1 protein-coding gene is annotated in these 228 nt (G+C 48.7%); it reads right to left on the reverse strand.

Annotated features, from left to right (window positions below; genetic code table 11):
• A partial coding sequence (locus AWW68_RS07770; protein WP_221405979.1) for a hypothetical protein occupies positions 1 to 228 on the reverse strand: 228 nt, incomplete at both ends.

Here is a 228-nt window from a genome sequence, read left to right on the forward strand (position 1 = left end):
GAAGTTCCGGCACTCCAAACCCCAGTAGTTTTAGGTCCGAAATAAGTATTTGTAGCTGTGTTGATATAGATGTCTCCATCTTTTCCTTGTGTATTGTTTGGGTCGGTGTTACCACTAAGAATGGTGTTGCCATCTTGGCCATCTACTCCGTTGGTTCCGTCTATTCCATTGGTTCCGTCAGCACCATCAGCCCCGGCAGGGCCAATGAGAGAAGTTCCGGCACCCCAA

The organism is Roseivirga spongicola, assembly GCF_001592965.1.
Lineage (GTDB): Bacteria > Bacteroidota > Bacteroidia > Cytophagales > Cyclobacteriaceae > Roseivirga > Roseivirga spongicola.